Below are 17928 nucleotides of genomic sequence, written 5' to 3' on the forward strand. Positions count from 1 at the left end.
CCCAGAAATGAAAAATCATTTCATTTTTCAGCGCAGCACGCCAGAGGACCGATTCGCATGACCCAGCCCCGGCCCCGCGGCCGCCCGCGCGCCTTCCATGACAAGACCGACCAGAACACCATCCAGTCGCTCGACCGGGCGATGTCGCTCTTGCGTGCGCTGGCCAGGACGAACGGCCTGACGCTGAGCGAACTGGCCGAGCGCAGCGGGCAAAGCGCCGCCACGGTCTACCGCGTTCTGGTCACGCTTCAGGGCCACGAGATCGTCGAGTTCGAGGAAGGCGCCCAGCGCTGGCATGTCGGCGCGGGCGCGTTCCGCATCGGCTCGGGCTTCCTGCGGCGGGCCAATGTCGCCGAACGCTCGCGCGCGGCGATGCAGATGCTGATGCGCGCCACCGGCGAGACGGCCAATCTGGGGATCGAGACCCGCGACGAGGTGCTGTTCCTGACCCAGGTCGAGACGCATGAGGCAATCCGCGCCTTCTTTCCGCCCGGCACCCGCAGCCCGATGCATGTCTCCGGCATCGGCAAGGCGCTGCTGGCCTATTACCCCGAGGCGCGGGTGGCGGCGATCGTCGCGGAAAAGGGGCTGCCCGGCTTCACCTCGCTGTCGATCACGTCCGAGGCCAGCCTCGCCCGCGACCTGGCCCGCACCCGCGAACGCGGCTTCGCCATCGACGACCAGGAACGCGCCGAGGGCATGCGCTGCGTCGCCGCCCCGATCTTCAACGCCCATGGCGAACCGGTCGCGGGGCTGTCGGTGTCGGGGCCGGCCTTTCGCATGACCCTGTCCGAGGCCACCCGCATGGGCCAACAGGTGCGCCGCGCCGCCGACAGCGTGACCGCGGCCATCGGGGGCAGCACGCCGGCCTAGCGCGTGCCCCAGCCCCCGCCGCCCGGCGTGCGCAGCTTGAACAGCGCGCCCGCGGGCAGCGCGATCTCGTCATTGCCCTTCAGCCGTTGCCGCCGGCCGTCGGGCCATTCCGCCCAGTTCTCGCCCACCGCGCCCGGCGCCCCGCCATCGACGCCGAAGGGCGGGATTTCCCGGTGCGAACACAGCGTCGTCACCGTCACGTCGTCCAGGAACCGCAGCCGCCGGATCACCCCGTTGCCGCCATGCCAGCGCCCCGCGCCACCGGACCCCGCCCGGATGCCGAACGCCTCCAGCCGCACGGGGAAGCGTTTCTCCAGCACTTCCGGATCGGTCATCCGCGTGTTGGTCATGTGGCTTTGCACCGCGTCGCAGCCGTTGAACCCGGGCCCCGCCCCGGTGCCGCCCGCGATGGTCTCGTAGTTCTGGAACCGGTCGTTGCCCCAGACGAAATTGTTCATCGTCGCCTGGCTGCCCGCGATCACCCCCAGCGCGCCATAAAGCGCGTTGCACGCCGCCTGGCTGACCTCGGTATTGCCCGCGATCACCGCGGCCGGATAGGCCGGGTTCAGCATGCAGCCCTCGGGCGCGATGATCTTCAGCGGCTTCAGGCAACCCTCGTTCAGGGGAATATCCGCCCCGACCATCGTGCGGAACACGTACAGAACCACCGCCCGGCAGACCGCGAAGGGCGCGTTGTAATTGCCCGCGTGCTGGGCGCTCGTGCCGGTGAAGTCGATCACCGCCTCGCGCGCCGCGCGGTCCACCCGCACCGCCACCCTGATGACCGCGCCGTGGTCCATCGGGTAGGTGAAGCTACCATCGGACAGCCGCCCGATCACCCGGCGCACGCTTTCCTCGGCATTGTCCTGCACGTGGCCTGTATAGGCAACGACCACGTCGCGGCCGTACTGTTCCACCACCTTCAACAGCTCGCGCCGCCCGGTCTCGTTGGCGGCCACCTGCGCCTTGAGGTCGGCCATGTTGTGCGCGACGTTGCGGCAGGGATAGCGGCCCGAACGCAGCACCGCCTCTGCCTCGTCCTCCAAGAGCCGCCCCCGGTCGACCAGTCGCACGTTGTCGATCAGCACGCCCTCTTCCTCGATATGGCTGGAGTCGGGCGGCGAAGACCCCGGCGTGCGCCCGCCGATATCGGCATGGTGCCCGCGCGAGCCCAGCCAGAACAGCACCTCGTCGCCCACGAAGACCGGCGTCACAACCGTCACGTCGGGCAGGTGCGTGCCGCCATTGTAGGGCGAGTTCAGCATGAAGGCGTCGCCCGGCCGGATCGCCCCCGCATTCTCGCGCATCACCGTCTTGATCGAGTCGGACATGGACCCGAGATGCACCGGCACATGGGGGGCGTTCGCAACCAGGTCACCGTTCGCATCGAAGATCGCGCAGGAAAAATCCAGCCGTTCCTTGATGTTGACCGACCACGAGGTATTGGCCAGCGTCGCGCCCATCTGGTCGGCGACCGACATGAACAGGTTCGACATCACCTCCAGCAGCACCGGGTCCGCCTCGGTGCCCAGCGCGCGGGGCCGCGCCTTGGCCGCAATGCGGGTCAGGATCAGGTTGCCGCGCGAATCGACCTCGGCCGCCCAGCCCGGTTCCACCATGTTGGTGCCGGTGGGTTCGGTGATGATCGCGGGGCCGTCGATCCGGGCGCCTGCGCCCAAGGTCGCGCGGTCGTAAAGCGGCACCTCGACCGTTTCGCCCTCAAGGTAGACCGGCACGCGGGCCTTGACCTGCGCGCGGGCCTCGGGCGCCATCGCGGCAGGCGCCTCGCCGGTCTCGCCGATCGCCTCGACGTCCAGCATGTCGAAGAACAGCGCCCGTTCCGGCGAGGTGAAGCCGAAGCGCGCCAGGTGCGTTTCCTCGAACGCCGCCTGCATCTCGTCCGCGTTGCCGAACGGCACCTCCAGCGTCTGGTGCGAGCCCTCGTAACGCAGATGGGCGCGGGCCACGCAGCGGATGGCATCCTCGGGCACGCCCTGCCCGGCCACCTCGGCCACCGCCCTTTGGCGCAACCCGTCCAGCGCCGCCTGGGCCTGCGCGATATCCGCCAGCGGCGCGTCCAGCTGGCATTCCTCCATCGCCCGGATCTCGGCCAGCCCCATGCCATAGGCCGACAGAACGCCCGCAAACGGGTGCAAGAACACCCGCGTCATGCCCAGCGCATCGGCCACCAGGCAGGCATGCTGCCCGCCCGCGCCGCCGAAACATTGCAAGGTATAGCCGGTGACGTCATGGCCCCGCTGGACGCTGATCTTCTTGATCGCGTTCGCCATGTTGTCGACCGCGATCTTCAGGAAACCCTCGGCCACCTCCTCGGGGCTGCGCGGCGCCTCGCCGGTCTCGGCGGCGATCTCCTCGGCCAGCGCGGCGAACCCCGCGCGCACCGCTTGAACGTCCAGCGGCTGATCCCCGTTCGGCCCGAACACCGCCGGGAAATGGTCGGGGTTCAGCTTGCCCAGCATCGCGTTGCAATCGGTCACGGTCAGCGGCCCGCCGCGCCGGTAGCACGCGGGCCCCGGGTCCGCCCCTGCGCTTTCCGGCCCCACCTGGAACCGGCCCGAGGCGAACTTGCAGATCGACCCGCCGCCCGCCGCGACCGTGTGAATGTCCATCATCGGCGCGCGCATCCGCACGCCCGCGACCTCGGTTTCGAAGCTGCGCTCATAGGCGCCCGCGTAGTGGCTGACATCGGTCGAGGTGCCGCCCATGTCGAACCCGATCAGCCGGTCGAACCCCGCCGCCTCGGCGGTCTTGACCATGCCCACGATGCCCCCCGCTGGCCCCGACAGGATCGCGTCCTTGCCCTGGAACAACGCCGCATCGGTCAGCCCGCCATTCGACTGCATGAACAACAGCCGCTCACAGCCGCCCTGGCCGACATCCAGCGCGCCCGCCACCTGGTCGACATAGCGGCGCAGGATCGGCGAGAGATAGGCATCGACCACCGTGGTATCGCCCCGCCCCACCAGCTTGATCAGCCGCGAGACGCGATGGCTGACCGAGACCTGCGCAAACCCCTCCTCGGCGGCGATTTCGGCCAGCCTGTCCTCATGCGCGCCGTTCAGATAGCCATGCATCAGCGCGATGGCGACGGCCCGGATGCCGCGCCCATGCGCTGCCCTGAGCGCCGCCCGTGCCGCGTCTTCGTCCAGCGGCAGCAGGATATTGCCGTCGGCATCCAGCCGCTCGGCCACCTCGGCCACGTCCTCGTACAGCAATTCGGGCCGCCGGATATGCAAATCGAACAGCCGCGGCCTTGTCTGGTAGCCGATGCGCAGCAGGTCCGCGAAACCCTGCGTGATCAGCAACAGAACCCGCTCGCCCTTGCGCTCCAGAAGCGCGTTGGTGGCAACCGTCGTACCCATCTTGACCGCCCGGATCGCACCCTCGGGCAAGGGCGCATCCCTGCCCAGCCCCAGCAGGTCGCGGATGCCCTGCACCGCCGCATCCCGGTAACGTTCCGGGTTCTCGGACAGGAGCTTGTGGGTGGCAAGCCGCCCATCGGGCGCGCGCGCGACGATATCGGTGAATGTGCCGCCCCGGTCGATCCAGAATTCCCAGCCGCCCATGTCCCTGCCCCTGCTGCCCCGCGCACCATGTCCGCCCCGCGCACCAAAGGTCAAGGCCGCCACGGGCATTGTGCGGAACATCGTCCCGCCGATTTGCCGTTTGCCCTTGCATGAATAGAACTTTGTTCCGATTGTGACCCAGCCCCGGAAGGAGAATACCATGGCCCGCCACGACGACAGATCCGAACTTGACGCGCTGGACCGGCGCATCCTGGGCGAGTTGCAGGCCGATGCCGCCCAGTCGCTGGACGATATCGCGAAAAAGGTCGGCTCGTCCAAGACGCCCGTGTGGAACCGCATCCGCAAGATGCGCGAGGCGGGCGTGATCCGCCAGCAGACGGTGATCGTGGACCCCAGGGCGCTGGATCGCGGCACCTGTTTCTTCGTGCTGATCCGCACCTCGGAACACGAGGCGGACTGGCAGCGCCGCTTCCTTGCCGCGCTCCTGAAACGCCCCGAGGTGCTGGAAGCGCACCGGCTGGCGGGCGAGATCGACTATATCCTCAAGGTGCGCGTGTCGGACGCCGCGGCCTATGACACGTTCTACCAGGCGCTGATCGCGGATGTGCGCATCTTCAACGTCACGGCGCTTCTGTCGATGGAGGAGATCAAGGCGACCACCGTCCTGCCGGTTGGATGAACCGTCCGCCCGACCGTGACGCTTGACTTGTCGGCACCGATGGCCCATGTGACACGCAACGCTGCGCTGCCGCGTGAGCAGGCCGCATCCCCCGGGTGCATCAGCGCAAACGAAACCAAAGTTCCCCATCACGCAGGGTTCCTGATGCGACGGCCGGATGGCGCGGGATTCCCCCGTCCGTTCCGAGGCTGCGCAGACCCAATTGCGCCGCGCTGGTTGCGCTGCGTTCCGGCTTTCCGTGCGGGGCCTCATGCCCTTGCGCGACCAGTAAAGGATATCCCTTGACCGACTTCACCACGCTTGGCCTTGCACCGGCCCTGACCGACGCGCTCCGCCAGGCGGGCTTTACCCAACCGACCCCGATCCAGACCCAGGCGATCCCGCTGGCGCTGGAAGGGCATGACATCCTGGGCCTTGCCCAGACCGGCACCGGCAAGACGCTGGCCTTCGGCCTGCCGCTGATCGACCGGCTGTTGGCGACCCCCGACAGGCCCGCACCGAAATCCGCCAGGGCGCTGATCCTGGCCCCCACGCGCGAACTGGTCACCCAGATCGCCGACGCGCTGCGCGCCCTGACCACGGGCACGAAACTGCGCGTGGCGACCGTGGTGGGCGGTCAGTCGATCAACCGGCAGATCAGCCTTCTGGACCGCGGCACCGATATCCTCGTGGCGACGCCGGGTCGGCTGATCGACCTGATGGACCGGCGCGCGGTCGATCTGGGCCGGGCACGGTATCTGGTGCTGGACGAGGCCGACCAGATGCTGGATCTGGGCTTCATCCACGCCCTGCGCCGGATCGCCCCGAAACTGGGCACCCCGCGCCAGACCATGCTGTTCTCGGCCACCATGCCGAAACAGATGGAGGAACTCAGCCGCGCCTACCTGACCAACCCCCGGCGCGTGCAGGTCTCCCCCCCGGGCAAGGCCGCCGACAAGGTCACCCAGTCGGTGCATTTCCTCGACAAGGCCGAGAAACCCGCCCGCCTGCGCGAGATCCTGATCCGGGATCCCGGCGCGCTGACGCTGGTCTTCGCGCGCACCAAGCATGGCGCCGAAAAGCTGATGAAGGGGCTGGTCGCCGACGGGCACAACGCCGCCTCGATCCATGGCAACAAGAGCCAGGGCCAGCGCGACCGCGCGATCAAGGCGTTCCGCGAGGGCACGATCACCACGCTGGTCGCCACCGATGTCGCCGCGCGCGGCATCGACATTCCCGGCGTCGCCTATGTCGTGAACTACGACCTGCCCGAGGTGCCGGACAACTATGTTCACCGCATCGGCCGCACCGCCCGCGCCGGGCGCGAGGGCGAGGCGATCGCGCTTTGCGCGCATGACGAGGTGGGACTTCTGCAACAGATCGAACGTCTGATGAAGATCGAGATCCCTGTGGCCCGCGGCGACCGCCCCGCCGGCAGCGCCACACCGACCCGCAACGCGGGCAAGCCGCCGCGTCGGGGCGGCAAACCGGCCGCCCGCCCGTTCGCCGAGGCCCCGGCGGCAGGCAAGGGACGTCGCCCGCGTCGCCGCCGCGCGGCCTGAGGCCAGTCACCACCCGCGCGCGGCACCCGTTGCCGCGCCGGGCTCTGGCATCCGGCGGTCCGGCCCCTATATCCCTTGGCAAGAGGGAGACATGCCATGACCGACCGGACCCGCCGCGCCGAGGAAGCGCGGCAGAAGATCCTCGCCTCGGGCGATGCCGAGCTGATCAATCGCCTTCATCTTCTGGACGCCGCCGCCGGAACGGCCCCGCCCGCGCGGCCTGCGCGCAATCGGGCCGGGCCGGGACTTCTGGGCACCGGGCTTGCCGTCGCGGGCGGCGCGTGGCTCGGGACGGTGCTGGCCGGGATGACGCTGTCGGGCGAGATGCAGGCGGCCTTTGCGGCGGTGGCCGACGAGCTTGGGCTCGACCCCGACCTTGCCGGGCTTGACGGCGAGGCGCTGGCCGAGGCGGGCGATGACGGCGACTTTCTGGACGATTTCGGCCTCGGCGATCTGTTCGACGTCTGAGACCGCGCCGCGTCACCGCCAGTCTGCGCAAGGCAGGCGGGGCACCTTCGCCCCCTTCCCGAACTGCGCCGCAATCCCGGTGGATCGTAACCGATCCTTAGCCTCGTCCTGAGACAAGCGGGGAACACGGTCAGTCGCACCCGGCGAAAGGCGCGCGCCCATGGCCACCTATACCCTCGGCGGCTATGCCGTCTCGCAATTCCTGATCGAGGGCGGCGGCGCTCCGGACATCGGCGCGCGCTTCATGCTCGAACCGGATTTCGTCGCGGAAGCCGACCGGCTGATCATCACCGTCACCGATGACGATGGCATCTTCCACGGCTCGGCCAACACCGTCCTTGACAACACGCAGAGCGCGACGATCACCAATGCCGGGGGCGACACCCTTGCCTCGGGCGATATCCGGCTGGGCTATTCCACGACGCTGAGCAGCCCGGCGGGTGGCACGATCACGGTCTATCAGGTGCTGGTGAACGGCACGCTTGCGGGCTATGTCGCCGACGGCCAGCTGGAACCCGGCGTCACCTATCTGATCGCCAACTGGTCGGACACCCTGCTTGCCGACTCGCCTGACTACAACGCCCTATCGACCCCGGCGCAGGATCCCGAACAGGGCGCAGTCATCCAGGGCGGCATCCATGACGATCGCATCCTGGCAGGTGGCGGCAACGACTCGGTCGATGGCGGGGACGGCAACGACACCCTGGACGGTGGCGATGGCGACGACACGCTGCATGGCGGCGCGGGCGACGACTATATCGCCGGGCAGGAGGGCAATGATTTCATCACCGGCGGCACTGGCAACGACACCATCTTTGCCGGGGCCGGTGACGATTTCGTCGAGGGCGGCGACGGTGACGACATCATCCATGGCAACGAAGGCAACGACACGCTTCATGGCGAGGACGGCAATGACCGCATCTACGGCGATAGCGGCAATGACGTCATCCATGGCGGCGCGGGCCACGACACGCTGGAAGGGGGCGACGGCAACGACCTGATCCATGGCGGCGAGGGCGACGATTCGATCGACGGCAACGATGGCGACGACACGCTTTACGGCGGCGCGGGCAACGATGTCATCGAGGCCGGAGCCGGGAACGACCTGATCCATGGCGAGGACGGCGACGACTTCATCCATGGCCGCGATGGCAATGACACCATCATCGGCGGCGCCGGCAACGACATGATGCTTGGCGGCGAGGGGTCGGACCTGTTCATCATCGGCCATGCCGATGGTTTGGACACGCTCATCGGGAGCGAGACAGGCTACGATTACGACTCGATCCGGTTCACCTCGGTCCCCGGCGCGGGCGGCGTCACCGTCACCTTCACCGGGGCCGAGACGGGAACCTATGCCTTCGTCGGGGGCGGTTCCGGCGAGTTCTCCGAGATCGAGGCGATCACCGGCACCGACCAGGCGGATACCATCGACGCCTCGGCCAACACCGCGGCGGTCAATGTCAATGCGGGGGCAGGCAATGACAGCATCATCGGCGGCAGCGGCAATGACTTCCTCGAAGGCGAGGACGGCAACGACACGCTGATCGGCGGGGCGGGCAACGACGCCCTGAGCGGCGGCAACGGCGACGACCTCCTGCTCGGGGGCGAGGGCAACGACACGCTTTTCGGCGGTTGGGGCAACGACACGCTCGACGGCGGCGAGGGCGACGACTACATCAGCGCGTTCGGCGGGAACAACCTTGTCCTTGGCGGTGCGGGCAACGACACGATCGTTCTTGGCACGATGGGCGCGGGCAACGACACGATCATCGGGGGCGCGGGCGACGACCGCATCACCACCGGCGGCGGTTCGGACCTGATCGTTCTGGACCCGGGCGGCGGCTGGGACACCGTCACCGATTTCGACATGACCATGATCGACGGTCAGACGCGCGATCAGCTCGATGGCGCGACCCTGCTCGACCAAGCAGGAAACCCGGTCCGGGCGCGCGACGTCACCATCGAGGATGACGGCGCGGGCAATGCGATCCTGGTCTTTCCGAGTGGCGAGAAGGTTACGCTTCTGGGCGTCACGCCCGAACAGGTCGCCCCGATCGAGACGCTTCAGGCCATGGGCATCACCTGCATCGGGTCGGGCACGCGGATCGACACGCCCGACGGCCCCCGCCCGGTCGAGACGCTGCGCGAGGGTGACGCGGTCCTGTCCTGGGACGCGCGCGGCCTGCCGGTTGCCCGCCCCATCCTGTTCGCCGCCGCCCGCCGGGTCGAGGCCGACGAGATGACCCGCACCCCGCGCCATGCCCCCATCGAGATCGCCGCGGGCGCGCTCGGCCCGCATGGGCGACTGTGGCTGTCACGCCAGCATGCGGTGCGGGTGGGGCCGCCCGGGCGGCCCGGCTGGCTGGCGCGCGCGGGCCACCTGGCCGATCTGGGCGTGCCGGGCGTCACCCGCCGCCAACCCCAAGACGGCATCGGCTATCACCACCTCATGCTGGACCGCCACGCGCTGATCCGGGCCGAGGGGCTGACGGTGGAAAGTTTCTGGCCCGGTCCCCGGGCCTTTGCCGCGTTCGACGCCGCAACCCGCCTGCGCTTCCTGGGCGACTGGCCTGCGCTGGCCCGCGCGGCGCTGGGCCTTTGCCCGGTCGATACGGTCTATGGCCCCATGGTCCTGCCGTTGAGGAAGAAGACCGCGATCGATCCGCAGCGGCTGGCGCATTGGGCCCGCAAGGCCGCGCTGGTGACGGCCTGACCCGTCCCGCCCGAACCACGGCCGGCAGGCGCGGAAAGGGGGTTGCAACCCGGCATTGTTCCCTTATTGTTCCCATTGGAGCATCAGGGGAAATCCGCCACTATGTTGGATATGACAAGCTCTCCAGCACAAGACCTGCGCGTGTTTCTGGATGCTGGCCGGTTCGGCACCGTGCTGGCCGATCCGCCCTGGCGATTCGTCAACCGCACCGGCAAGGTCGCGCCGGAACATCGGCGCCTGTCGCGCTATCCCACGCTCGATGTGGACGAGATCTGCGCCCTGCCCGTGGCGGACCACCTTGCGGACCGGGCGCATTGCTATCTGTGGGTGCCGAACGCGCTGTTGCCGCAGGGCTTGCAGGTGCTTTCGGCCTGGGGGTTCGAGTACAAGTCGAACATCGTCTGGCACAAGGTGCGCAAGGATGGCGGCTCGGACGGGCGCGGCGTGGGCTTCTATTTCCGCAACGTGACCGAGATCCTTCTGTTCGGCACGCGGGGGCGCAATGCGCGCACGCTGGATGCGGGGCGGCGGCAGGTCAACATGCTGCAGACCCGCAAGCGCGAACATTCCCGCAAGCCGGACGAACAATACGAACTGATCGAAAGCTGTTCCTGGGGTCCCTATCTGGAACTGTTCGGCCGCGGTGTCCGGCAGGGCTGGACGGTCTGGGGCAACCAGGCGGATGCCGATTACAAGCCCGACTGGAAGACCTACGCCTATAATTCAGGCATCGCCGCCGAATAGGTCGCGCGGCGCGGGCGGCACCGGCAGGTCGGCATCGGTGATCAGCCCATCGGGCATCCCGATCAGCAGCAGCGGACAGGGATTGCCGACGCCGCGGGCCACCCGATCCTCCAGCTTGCGCCAATGGGTCGTGGCGATGCCGAACTTGTTGGCGACGAAGATCCGCGCGAAAGCCTCGGTGAAGTGCATGCCGCGGGCGACGGCACGTGCCACCGCCTCGCGCTGGGCGCGGGTGCGCTCGCCGATCCCCAGCCGGTCCAGATCGTCCTCGGAGGCCAGTCCATTGGCCTCCATCCAGGCGCTGATGCGCGGCAGGAACCCCTCCTGCATCGACCGTCCGCGGGTGACGATGATCCCGACCGAGATCGCCGACATCGCATGCAGCCGCTGGAAATTCTCGAGATCCCGGTCAAAGAACGGATCCTTGTTGTTCCACTCGATCTCCAGCGCCAGCCGTCCCGCCGCGGCGAACCGCACATGGTCGACCTCGTGGCTGATCGCCTCGCGCTCGACCCCGTCGACCATGATGCGCACCGAAAAGCTGTGCTTGGACCAGCCCGCATCGGACAGCGTGTGGCGCAGCCGCTGGGTCTGGCCGCTTTCGCCGCCGCCGCCTGCCACGATATCGGCAATCGCGATGCGATGCGCCGTCAGCGCAGCCACAAGCTCCGCCGTCTCGGCGGCGAAGTCATGGGCCAGGATCGCCTCGGCATGGTTGCGGGTCAGCACGTCGAAGCCGCGCGCCCGCAGCGCCTCCAGCATCAGTCTTCCTCGGGGATGACCCTGAGCCTGAGTTCGCGCAACTGCTCGTTGCTGGGCAGGGTGGGCGCGCCCATCATCAGGTCCTCGGCGCGCTGGTTCATCGGGAACATGATGACCTCGCGGATGTTCATCTCGTCCGCCAGCAGCATCACGATCCGGTCGATCCCCGCGGCACAGCCCCCGTGCGGCGGCGGGCCGAAGCGGAAGGCGTTGACAAGGCTGGGGAACCGGCTGCGCACCTCGTCCTCGGCGTAACCGGCGAGGCTGAACGCCTTGAACATGACGTCCAGCCGATGGTTGCGGATCGCGCCCGAGATCAGTTCGTAACCGTTGCAGGCCAGGTCGTACTGATAGCCCAGCACCTCCAGCGGATCGCCCTCCAGCGCCGCCATGCCGCCCTGGGGCATCGAGAACGGGTTGTGGCTGAAGTCGATCGCGCCGGTCTCGGGGTCCATTTCATACATCGGGAAATCGACGATCCAGGCGAAGGCGAAGCGGTTCTTCTCGGTCAGGCCCAGTTCCTCGCCGATGACGTTGCGCGCACGCCCCGCGACCGATTCAAAGGCCGAGGGCTTGCCGCCAAGGAAGAAGGCCGCATCGCCCACGCCAAGGCCAAGTTGACGACGGATCGCCTCGGTACGCTCGGGGCCGATATTCTTGGCCAGCGGGCCGGCGGCCTCGAACTCTCCGAAGTGGCCCGCGAAAAGCAACTCTGCTTTGTCTTTTTCACCTGCCTTTAGGTGCGCGGCAATCTGATCCGCTATGGCGATATCACCCTCTGATTTCTTCTCCTGCCGAAGCCTCTCAAGCGCAGGATCCGGTTCGTATCCAAAAAGCGCGTTACGAATTTCGTTTGTAACTTCCCTATGTGCCTGTTCCGCACCCTTCTCCCGCCAGAAGATATACCCCATCCCCGGCAGCCCTTCCTTCTGGGCGAAGGCGTTCATCCGGTCGCAGAACTTGCGCGAGCCGCCCGTGGGCGCGGGGATCGCGCGGATCTCGGTGCCGTCCTGTTCCAGCAGTTTCGCGAAGATCGCAAAGCCCGAGCCGCGGAAATGCTCGGACACGTCCTGCATCTTGATCGGGTTGCGCAAGTCCGGCTTGTCGGTGCCATACCATTTCGCGGCGTCGGCATAGGAGATCTGCGGCCAGTGCTGGTCGACCTTGTGGCCGCCCCCGAATTCCTCGAACACGCCCGCGATCACCGGCTGGATCGTGTCGAACACGTCCTGCTGGGTGGCAAAGCTCATCTCCATGTCGAGCTGGTAGAAATCGGTGGGGCTGCGGTCGGCGCGCGGATCCTCGTCGCGGAAACAGGGCGCGATCTGGAAATAGCGGTCGAAGCCCGAGACCATGATCAGCTGCTTGAAGATCTGCGGCGCCTGCGGCAGCGCGTAGAACCGCCCCGGATGCAGGCGCGAGGGCACGAGGAAGTCGCGCGCGCCCTCGGGCGAGGACGCGGTGATGATCGGCGTCTGGTATTCGCGGAACCCCTTGTCCCACATCCGCCGCCGGATCGAGGCCACCACGTCCGAGCGCAGTTTCATGTTGGCCTGCATGCTGTCGCGGCGCAGGTCGAGATAGCGATAGCGCAGGCGCGTTTCCTCGGGGTAGTCCTGATCGCCGAAGACCATCAGCGGCAGTTCCTCGGCCTGGCCCAGAACCTCGACCTCGCGGATGAAGACCTCGATCTCGCCGGTCGGCAGTTTCGGGTTCACCAGGCTTTCATCGCGCGCCTTCACCAGCCCGTCGATGCGGATGCACCATTCGCTGCGCAGCTTTTCCACCGCGGCAAAGGCGGGGCTGTCGCTGTCGGCCAGCACCTGCGTGACGCCGTAATGGTCGCGCAGGTCGATGAACAGCACGCCGCCATGGTCGCGCACCCGGTTCACCCAGCCCGACAGGCGAACGGTTTCGCCGACATTGGCCTTGGTCAGCTCGGCGCAGGTATGGCTGCGGAAGGGGTGCATCGGGCGATCCTTCGGGATTGGGACAGGTCCGCGCCGATACACCCCCGATGGGGGCCGAAGTCAAGGGGAGGCAGGGCCCCTCAGCCGCGGGTGATCTCGAACCGGCAGAGCGGGGCGCCGGTCGCGGCGCAGGCGGTTTCGCGGGTGCGCAGCCGCTTGTCCACCAGTGTCTGGAACAGCCGGTCGAACACCGCCTCGTGCCAGCCGCAGATCGGATGCGGGGCATGCTCGCCCCGGATCAGCGGGTTGTCGGTCAGTTCGAACACCAGCGGCCGGGTCGAGACGACGCGGAACGCCCCCGATCCGGCGAAGGTCCAGCTATGCTTGGCGATCGCCTTGGCCAGCACCGGCGCGGCCAGCGCGAGCGGCAGCGCCTTCAGGACCTTTTGCGCAAGCGGCGGGATGCGGTGGGCAAGGATATAGTCCCCGGTCCGCGCACCCGCCTCCCGCAGGAGGTCGGGCGCGCGGCCGGGCAGGCGGCGGCGCAGCGCATGATGCATGGCGGCGGCCGGTCCCTCGTCCATGAGGCCGGTATCCGACGGGGGCGCATCAAGGCCCGCCGCCTCAAGCATCTCGTCGCGAAGCGCCGCTCCGCCCGCCGTCTCCAACACAGGGAGAAGCTGGAGAACGGCATTCGGTCCGATCCGGCCGGAACCATGGCCGGACAGGCTGTCCTTCATCTTGCGTCTTCCAGTTGCTGGTCGCCGCCGCCGCAGACCTTGACCTCGGACGCGCCGCCCTCGGTGGGCATCTTGAACGAGGCGTCCTTGGACTTGCGCTTGGCCGCGGCCTGCGCCGCCTTGTCGGCGTTCGACACCCAGTCGTCGATCTGCGCCTGGGCGGGCTGGCGGGTCATGTCGAACTCGAACTTGACCTTGTCCTTGGATTGCGGACCCCAGTAGTTGTTCTTGCCCAGATCGTAGAAGGTCCGCCCGACGCCCGCCTTGAGGAACGCCTTGAGGCAGCCCAGCAGGTAACGCCGACGGAACCCGGTGCCGCGCCACGGATAGTGGAACAGCGCCTTGCGCATGTAGAACCGGCGATAGTTGTTCATCACCCGGTCCAGCAGCTCGGCACGGTCCATCGCCTCGGGCTTCATGATCGGGTTCACGAAGTTGTAGCGCGAGTAGTCGAAGACCTCGACCTTGTTGTGCAGTTCCTGGAACAGCGGCGTGAACGGCCAGGGCGTGTACATCGCCCAGTTGGCCAGGTCCGGCTGCCAGTCCCAGGCCATCTGGAAGGTCTCTTCCAGCGTCTCGGGGGTCTCGTTGTCCAGCCCCACGATGAACTGCGCCTCGGTCAGGATGTCGGCCTCGCGCAGCAACTGGATCGCGCGCTTGTTGTCCTCGACCCGGGTTTCCTTGTTGAACTGGTCAAGCTTCAGCTGCGCCGCCGCCTCGGTGCCGAGGCTGATATGGACGAGACCGGCCTTGCGGTAGAAGGGCAGCAATTCCTCGTCGCGCAGGATGTCGGTGACGCGGGTATTGATGCCCCACTTGACCTTGTCGGGCAGGCCGCGGTCGATCAGTTCCTGGCAGAAGGCGATGAACTTCTTGCGGTTGATCGTGGGTTCCTCGTCCGCAAGGATGAAGAAGCCGACCTGGTGCTTGGTCACCAGTTCCTCGATCTCGTCGACCACCAGTTTCGGGTCGCGGATGCGATAGTCGCGCCAGAATTTCCACTGCGAGCAGAACGAGCAGGTGAACGGGCAGCCGCGCGCCATGTTCGGGATCGCCACCCGGCAGTTGAGCGGGATGTAGATGTATTTCTCCCACTCCAGGATGTCCCAGTCGGGCTTGATCGCATCGACATTCTTGATCGTGGGCGCGGCGGCGGTGGCGACGATCTCGTCACCGTCGAGGAAGGCCAGACCCTTGATGTCGCGGCGGCTTTCCGGCCATTTGCCATCCCGGATCGCGTTCATCAGCTCGACGACGATCTCTTCGCCCTCGCCGCGGACGATCACGTCGACCCAGGGGGCCTCGGACAGGACCTGCTTGAACATGAAGGTGGCATGGATGCCGCCCAGCACGCGCACCGCGTTCGGCACTTCTTCCCTGGCGATTTCCAGCAACCGCTCGGCGGCATAGATCGACGGCGTGATCGAGGTCGTGGCGACGACATCGGGCCGCAATTCCTTCAGTTGCGCGCGAACCACATCCTCGGAAAGGTTGTTCGTCATCGCGTCGATGAAGACGATGTCGTCATATCCCGCCACCCGCAGCGCGCCGGTCAGGTAGGCTACCCAGGCCGGGGGCCAGTTGCCCGCAATCTCGGCACCGCCGGACTTGTAGTTGGGATGCAAAAAGACAATGCGCATGGATCGACTCCCCTGTTTCGCGGGACAACATGACACATCCGCTGTCAACCTGAATTGACACAAGTCAAATCGGTGTCAGCTTCGCCCACCAGCCGGACACAGGTCAGAACGGGCGCTCTATGTTGCCGGAATAAAAGAACATTCCCAGCCCCGCGGCGAACACGATCCAGCCCGCGACGCTGTGCAGGACGACCGCCATGGGGAAATTCCGCCGGGATTCATAGGCCCAGGCGAAGGCGATTCCACCGCAGAAGGTCATCGCCGCCACGATCCAGCTCCAGAACATCAGATGCGCCAGCGAGAACAGCGCGGCGTTCAGGACGATCGCGGGCCACAGACCCGGCAGAAGCGGCCCGTAGCGCCGGAAGAAGAGCGGGCGGAACACGATCTCCTGCGGCAGCGCCGAGAGCGGCGGGTAAAGCAGCATGACCGCCACGAACAGCGCCGGCTGCTCGCGCGGCAGGATCAGCGCCTGCTCGGGCGCACGCAGCGCAACGACCGTCCCCGCCACCGCAGCGGTCAGCAGCGCGAACAGCCCGACCGCGCGCCAGCCGATCCGGTCCAGCCCGCGGACAAGCCCGGACCAGCGGAACCCCTCGGTGACATGCAGCAGCACAAGCCCCAGCGCGGTCACGCCGAACAGCGCCGGGAACAGCGCCGAAGGCGGCAACAGGAACGCCATGACCAGCGGCGCAGCAAGGAAAAGCGCACCGAACTCCGCCCAGAGCCGGGCGCGCGAGGGCGCGCGCTTGTCCATCCGCAGGCTTTCGGTCATCGCCCTCTCCGCTGCACCGCCCGGTCCCGGAAAGGACCTAGCTGCGATCCCACCGGGTCTCCAGTCCGGGCCGGACCTCCCGCCATCACATTGCCGCATGGCGGGCCTGTCCGCGCGAAAGGGATTGTAAAGGCGCGCCGTTCTACGCTGTCACCTCTTTCTCACGGCAATTGACAGGCAGATATTTCGCATGTTCCGGACAAGGACCGCCACCGCGCCGCCCCCCCTTTCGGCAAGCATCCTGCGGGCCGCCCCCATCGTTCTGGGCATGACGGTCCTGGGCCTCGCCATCCTCGGCTTCCTCGACATTCCGCGGATTTCGGGCGATCTGCTTCCGCTCTGGCTGGCAGGACAGGCCTTCGCCGAGGGCGCGCCGGGAGAGGTCTATGCCCCGGTCGAACCCGTCTTCCGCATGCTGCCCCCCGACAGCTGGGCCGAGCGGGCGCGCGCGGCGGGGTATGAGGGGTTCATCTATCCCTTCGTCTACCCCCCGCTCTGGGCCTGGGTCTTCGGGTTGATCGGGCGGATCGCCGACTTCCAGACGCTTGCCGGGCTGGCCAGCATCGTCAATCCGGCCCTGCTTCTGGCGACCTGCCTGCTGGCATGGCGGGCCAGCGGCGCGGCGCAGGGCGTTGTCGTTCATGTGGTGATCGCGCTGGCGCTTCTGCTGATGACACCGGTCGGCAGGATAGCGATCATGCAGAATCAGGCCCAGATCCTTGTCGCCTTCCTGGTCGTTCTGGCGCTGGAGCGGACGCGCGCGAACCGCCCGGTCAGCGCGGGCGCGGCGCTGGCGCTGGCCGCCTCGATCAAGCTGTTCCCGGCGATCTTCGCCCTGTTCTGGCTCGCCTCGGGCGAGCGGCGGGCCTTCGCCGCCTTTGCGGCCATGGGGCTCGGGCTCGGCCTGATGTCGCTCGCCGTCGCGGGCTGGCCGCTGCATGCCGAGTTTCTGGGGCATGTCGCGTCAATCGGGCGGACCGGCTTCTTCAGCCCGCTCTCGTTCAGCCTCGACGGGGTGCTGGCCAAGTACATGACCGGGGCACCGATCGAGGTGTTGCTTGGCCATACTGCCCCCGGGGCCGAAGTGCCGCGCCGGATCACGGTCGCCGAAAAGGGTCCGGCGCTGGTCCTTTCCGGGCAGGCGGCGCTTCTGCTGCTGACGGCGAGTTTTGCCTGGGCGATGGCGCGCGCCAGGCAGACGACACGCAATGCCGCGCTCTGGCCCGCCGCGCTGACGCTGTTCCCGCTGATCGGCCCGATCGCCTGGAGCTACTATTTCATTGCCGCCACCGCCTTCGCCCCCACCCTGCTGTCACGTCTCGGAATGGCCCGGGGCGCGGCCGTGCTGATCGTCGTGTTCGGCCCGATCCATGTCTGGGCACTGCCGGGAATGCAGGCGCTCGGCACCGATTTCCAGCGTCTCGGCGCGGTGCTGTTCCTGATCCTCGGCCTCGCGTTCCTCGTCGCGGCCCGGGCGGGACCGGAACGCAGCGGAAAAACCTGAGCCCCGCCCTTGCGTGCCCCCGGCGCTT

General features: G+C 67.7%; 13 protein-coding genes. 7 read left to right on the forward strand and 6 right to left on the reverse strand.

What is annotated here, in order from left to right:
• Positions 1-57: 57 nt before the first annotated feature.
• Complete coding sequence (bhcR, locus tag NHN26_RS08565; protein ID WP_253089071.1) at positions 58-873, forward strand: HTH-type transcriptional regulator BhcR; 816 nt, start codon at positions 58-60, stop codon at positions 871-873.
• On the opposite strand, the gene NHN26_RS08570 is transcribed toward bhcR, so the two are convergent.
• Positions 870-4460, reverse strand: a complete 3591-nt coding sequence (locus tag NHN26_RS08570) for a hydantoinase B/oxoprolinase family protein (RefSeq protein WP_253089072.1) — start codon at positions 4458-4460, stop codon at positions 870-872. The two genes, bhcR and NHN26_RS08570, sit on opposite strands and share 4 nt — an antisense overlap.
• Positions 4461-4620: 160 nt before the next feature.
• Between NHN26_RS08570 and NHN26_RS08575 the strand changes: the two genes are divergently transcribed.
• The 5 genes from NHN26_RS08575 (at position 4621) to NHN26_RS08595 (ending at position 10569) form a co-directional block, all read left to right on the forward strand.
• Positions 4621-5100, forward strand: coding sequence for an Lrp/AsnC family transcriptional regulator (locus NHN26_RS08575; RefSeq protein WP_253089073.1), 480 nt, complete (start codon positions 4621-4623; stop codon positions 5098-5100).
• Between the two features lie 281 nt (positions 5101-5381).
• On the forward strand, positions 5382-6641 hold the full coding sequence (locus NHN26_RS08580; RefSeq protein WP_253089074.1) for a DEAD/DEAH box helicase: 1260 nt from the start codon (positions 5382-5384) through the stop codon (positions 6639-6641).
• Positions 6642-6737: 96 nt separating this feature from the next.
• Complete coding sequence (locus tag NHN26_RS08585) at positions 6738-7109, forward strand: hypothetical protein (RefSeq protein ID WP_253089075.1); 372 nt, start codon at positions 6738-6740, stop codon at positions 7107-7109.
• A 160-nt stretch (positions 7110-7269) separates the two neighbouring features.
• Positions 7270-9825 (forward strand): Hint domain-containing protein, encoded by a 2556-nt coding sequence (locus NHN26_RS08590; RefSeq protein ID WP_253089076.1) that lies wholly within the window; start codon positions 7270-7272, stop codon positions 9823-9825.
• A gap of 111 nt (positions 9826-9936) precedes the next feature.
• On the forward strand, positions 9937-10569 hold the full coding sequence (locus NHN26_RS08595) for an MT-A70 family methyltransferase (protein WP_253089077.1): 633 nt from the start codon (positions 9937-9939) through the stop codon (positions 10567-10569).
• On the opposite strand, the gene NHN26_RS08600 is transcribed toward NHN26_RS08595, so the two are convergent.
• The 5 genes from NHN26_RS08600 to NHN26_RS08620 all read right to left on the reverse strand — a co-directional run bounded on the left by NHN26_RS08600 (position 10549) and on the right by NHN26_RS08620 (position 16396).
• Positions 10549-11331 carry a BglII/BstYI family type II restriction endonuclease gene (locus NHN26_RS08600; protein WP_253089078.1) on the reverse strand — a complete coding sequence of 261 codons (783 nt, stop codon included), beginning with the start codon at positions 11329-11331 and terminating at the stop codon, positions 10549-10551. The two genes, NHN26_RS08595 and NHN26_RS08600, sit on opposite strands and share 21 nt — an antisense overlap.
• Positions 11331-13301, reverse strand: a complete 1971-nt coding sequence (aspS, locus tag NHN26_RS08605; RefSeq protein ID WP_253089079.1) for an aspartate--tRNA ligase — start codon at positions 13299-13301, stop codon at positions 11331-11333. The genes NHN26_RS08600 and aspS overlap by 1 nt, the downstream gene beginning before the upstream one ends.
• 80 nt (positions 13302-13381) lie before the next feature.
• Entirely contained in the window at positions 13382-13981 is a 600-nt protein-coding gene (gene bchJ, locus NHN26_RS08610) for a bacteriochlorophyll 4-vinyl reductase (RefSeq protein WP_253089080.1), read from the reverse strand.
• Positions 13978-15621, reverse strand: a complete 1644-nt coding sequence (bchE, locus tag NHN26_RS08615; protein ID WP_253089081.1) for a magnesium-protoporphyrin IX monomethyl ester anaerobic oxidative cyclase — start codon at positions 15619-15621, stop codon at positions 13978-13980. The genes bchJ and bchE overlap by 4 nt, the downstream gene beginning before the upstream one ends.
• Positions 15622-15724: 103 nt before the next feature.
• The gene (locus NHN26_RS08620) at positions 15725-16396 is read right to left on the reverse strand and encodes a CPBP family intramembrane glutamic endopeptidase (protein ID WP_253089082.1); all 672 of its coding nucleotides are present in this window, start codon (positions 16394-16396) and stop codon (positions 15725-15727) included.
• A gap of 190 nt (positions 16397-16586) precedes the next feature.
• On the opposite strand from NHN26_RS08620, the gene NHN26_RS08625 reads away from it, so the two are divergent.
• Complete coding sequence (locus tag NHN26_RS08625; protein WP_253089083.1) at positions 16587-17900, forward strand: glycosyltransferase 87 family protein; 1314 nt, start codon at positions 16587-16589, stop codon at positions 17898-17900.
• Positions 17901-17928: the final 28 nt, after the last annotated feature.

The organism is Rhodovulum tesquicola, assembly GCF_024128855.1.
GTDB classification, from domain to species: domain Bacteria; phylum Pseudomonadota; class Alphaproteobacteria; order Rhodobacterales; family Rhodobacteraceae; genus Rhodovulum; species Rhodovulum tesquicola.

Excerpts from the sequence above, each read along its gene's own strand:
- NHN26_RS08585 (WP_253089075.1), top strand. The coding sequence starts at position 6,738 with ATGACCGACCGGACCCGCCGCGCCGAGGAAGCGCGGCAGAAGATCCTC.
- NHN26_RS08590 (WP_253089076.1), top strand. The coding sequence starts at position 7,270 with ATGGCCACCTATACCCTCGGCGGCTATGCCGTCTCGCAATTCCTGATC.
- NHN26_RS08575 (WP_253089073.1), top strand. The coding sequence starts at position 4,621 with ATGGCCCGCCACGACGACAGATCCGAACTTGACGCGCTGGACCGGCGC.
- NHN26_RS08625 (WP_253089083.1), top strand. The coding sequence starts at position 16,587 with ATGTTCCGGACAAGGACCGCCACCGCGCCGCCCCCCCTTTCGGCAAGC.
- bhcR (WP_253089071.1), top strand. The coding sequence starts at position 58 with ATGACCCAGCCCCGGCCCCGCGGCCGCCCGCGCGCCTTCCATGACAAG.
- bchE (WP_253089081.1), bottom strand. The coding sequence starts at position 15,621 with ATGCGCATTGTCTTTTTGCATCCCAACTACAAGTCCGGCGGTGCCGAG.
- NHN26_RS08570 (WP_253089072.1), bottom strand. The coding sequence starts at position 4,460 with ATGGGCGGCTGGGAATTCTGGATCGACCGGGGCGGCACATTCACCGAT.
- aspS (WP_253089079.1), bottom strand. The coding sequence starts at position 13,301 with ATGCACCCCTTCCGCAGCCATACCTGCGCCGAGCTGACCAAGGCCAAT.
- NHN26_RS08600 (WP_253089078.1), bottom strand. The coding sequence starts at position 11,331 with ATGCTGGAGGCGCTGCGGGCGCGCGGCTTCGACGTGCTGACCCGCAAC.
- NHN26_RS08595 (WP_253089077.1), top strand. The coding sequence starts at position 9,937 with ATGACAAGCTCTCCAGCACAAGACCTGCGCGTGTTTCTGGATGCTGGC.
- bchJ (WP_253089080.1), bottom strand. The coding sequence starts at position 13,981 with ATGAAGGACAGCCTGTCCGGCCATGGTTCCGGCCGGATCGGACCGAAT.
- NHN26_RS08620 (WP_253089082.1), bottom strand. The coding sequence starts at position 16,396 with ATGACCGAAAGCCTGCGGATGGACAAGCGCGCGCCCTCGCGCGCCCGG.